The sequence below is a fragment of the Bacillus sp. BPN334 genome (genome assembly GCF_008368885.1).
GTDB lineage: Bacteria > Bacillota > Bacilli > Bacillales > Bacillaceae_G > Bacillus_A > Bacillus_A wiedmannii.
This window is the reverse complement of sequence record NZ_QOZW01000033.1, coordinates 1-2,986: the sequence shown is the minus strand read 5'-3', so window position 1 is coordinate 2,986 and position 2,986 is coordinate 1. Positions and strand designations below refer to the sequence as shown.

The 2,986-nt window shown below is 51.2% G+C and carries 1 rRNA gene; it reads right to left on the bottom strand.

Annotated features, from left to right (window positions below):
- Window positions 1–8: 8 nt before the first annotated feature.
- Window positions 9–2,930: ribosomal RNA gene (locus tag DN393_RS30875) — 23S ribosomal RNA — on the bottom strand.
- Window positions 2,931–2,986 lie beyond the last annotated feature (56 nt).

The window sequence follows — 2,986 nt, the reverse complement described above, 5'->3', positions numbered from 1 at the left end:
CATATTATATGGTTAAGTCCTCGATCTATTAGTATTCGTCAGCTCCACATGTCACCATGCTTCCACCTCGAACCTATCAACCTGATCATCTTTCAGGGATCTTACTAGCTTACGCTATGGGAAATCTCATCTTGAGGGGGGCTTCATGCTTAGATGCTTTCAGCACTTATCCCTTCCGCACATAGCTACCCAGCTATGCCCTTGGCAGAACAACTGGTACACCAGCGGTGCGTCCATCCCGGTCCTCTCGTACTAAGGACAGCTCCTCTCAAATTTCCTACGCCCACGACGGATAGGGACCGAACTGTCTCACGACGTTCTGAACCCAGCTCGCGTACCGCTTTAATGGGCGAACAGCCCAACCCTTGGGACCGACTACAGCCCCAGGATGCGATGAGCCGACATCGAGGTGCCAAACCTCCCCGTCGATGTGGACTCTTGGGGGAGATAAGCCTGTTATCCCCGGGGTAGCTTTTATCCGTTGAGCGATGGCCCTTCCATGCGGAACCACCGGATCACTAAGCCCGACTTTCGTCCCTGCTCGACTTGTAGGTCTCGCAGTCAAGCTCCCTTATGCCTTTGCACTCTACGAATGATTTCCAACCATTCTGAGGGAACCTTTGGGCGCCTCCGTTACACTTTAGGAGGCGACCGCCCCAGTCAAACTGCCCACCTGACACTGTCTCCCGGGTCGATAAGACCCGTAGGTTAGAATTTCAATACATTCAGGGCGGTATCCCACCAGCGCCTCCACCGAAGCTAGCGCTCCGGTTTCAATGGCTCCCGCCTATCCTGTACAAAATGTACCAAAATTCAATATCAGGCTACAGTAAAGCTCCACGGGGTCTTTCCGTCCTGTCGCGGGTAACCTGCATCTTCACAGGTACTATAATTTCACCGAGTCTCTGGTTGAGACAGTGCCCAAATCGTTACACCTTTCGTGCGGGTCGGAACTTACCCGACAAGGAATTTCGCTACCTTAGGACCGTTATAGTTACGGCCGCCGTTTACTGGGGCTTCAGTTCAGAGCTTCGCTTACGCTAACCCCTCTCCTTAACCTTCCAGCACCGGGCAGGTGTCAGCCCCTATACTTCGCCTTACGGCTTCGCAGAGACCTGTGTTTTTGCTAAACAGTCGCTTGGGCCTATTCACTGCGGCTTTCCGTTAAGAAAGCACCCCTTCTCCCGAAGTTACGGGGTCATTTTGCCGAGTTCCTTAACCAGAGTTCTCTCGCACACCTTAGGATTCTCTCCTCGCCTACCTGTGTCGGTTTGCGGTACAGGCACCTTTTATCTCGCTAGAAGCTTTTCTTGGCAGCGGGGAATCAAAGACTTCGCTCCATAAGGAGCTTCCCCATCACAGCTCAGCCTTCACGATAAGCGGATTTGCCTACTTATCAGCCTAACTGCTTGGACGTGCACAACCAATCGCACGCTTCTTCTATCCTTCTGCGTCCCTCCATTGCTCAAACGATAAAGAGGTGGTACAGGAATATCAACCTGTTGTCCATCGCCTACGCCTGTCGGCCTCGGCTTAGGTCCTGACTAACCCTGAGCGGACGAGCCTTCCTCAGGAAACCTTAGGCATTCGGTGGACGGGATTCTCACCCGTCTTTCGCTACTCATACCGGCATTCTCACTTCTAAGCGCTCCACCAGTCCTTCCGGTCTGACTTCACTGCACTTAGAACGCTCCCCTACCACTGATACCATTGGTATCAATTCGCAGCTTCGGTGGTGTATTTAGCCCCGGTACATTTTCGGCGCAGAGTCACTCGACTAGTGAGCTATTACGCACTCTTTAAATGGTGGCTGCTTCTAAGCCAACATCCTAGTTGTCTAAGCAACTCCACATCCTTTTCCACTTAATACACACTTTGGGACCTTAGCTGGCGATCTGGGCTGTTTCCCTCTTGACTACGGATCTTATCACTCGCAGTCTGACTCCTAAGGATAAGTCATTGGCATTCGGAGTTTGACTGAATTCGGTAATCCGATGAGGACCCCTAGTTCAATCAGTGCTCTACCTCCAAGACTCTTACACTTAAGGCTAGCCCTAAAGCTATTTCGGGGAGAACCAGCTATCTCCAGGTTCGATTGGAATTTCTCCGCTACCCACACCTCATCCCCGCACTTTTCAACGTGCGTGGGTTCGGGCCTCCATTCAGTGTTACCTGAACTTCACCCTGGACATGGGTAGATCACCTGGTTTCGGGTCTACGACCACGTACTAAACGCCCTATTCAGACTCGCTTTCGCTGCGGCTCCGCCTCTTCAGCTTAACCTCGCACGGGATCGTAACTCGCCGGTTCATTCTACAAAAGGCACGCCATCACCCATTAACGGGCTCTGACTATTTGTAGGCACACGGTTTCAGGATCTCTTTCACTCCCCTTCCGGGGTGCTTTTCACCTTTCCCTCACGGTACTGGTTCACTATCGATCACTAGGGAGTATTTAGCCTTGGGAGATGGTCCTCCCAGATTCCGACGGAATTTCACGTGTTCCGCCGTACTCAGGATACATTCAAGAGAGAACGAAGTTTCGACTACGGGGTTGTTACCCTCTACGACGGACCTTTCCAGGTCGCTTCGTCTACCTCGTTCCTTTGTAACTCCGTATAGAATGTCCTACAACCCCAAGAGGCAAGCCTCTTGGTTTGGGCTATGTTCCGTTTCGCTCGCCGCTACTCAGGAAATCGCATTTGCTTTCTCTTCCTCCAGGTACTTAGATGTTTCAGTTCCCTGGGTCTGTCTTCCTTACCCTATGTATTCAGGTAAGGATACCATACCATTACGTATGGTGGGTTTCCCCATTCGGAAATCTTCGGATCAAAGCTTACTTACAGCTCCCCGAAGCATATCGGCGTTAGTCCCGTCCTTCATCGACTCCTAGTGTCAAGGCATCCACCGTGCGCCCTTTCTAACTTAACCAAACTAAAATTAAAAAAATATGAGCTACACTGTTATCTAGTTTTCAAAGAACATAC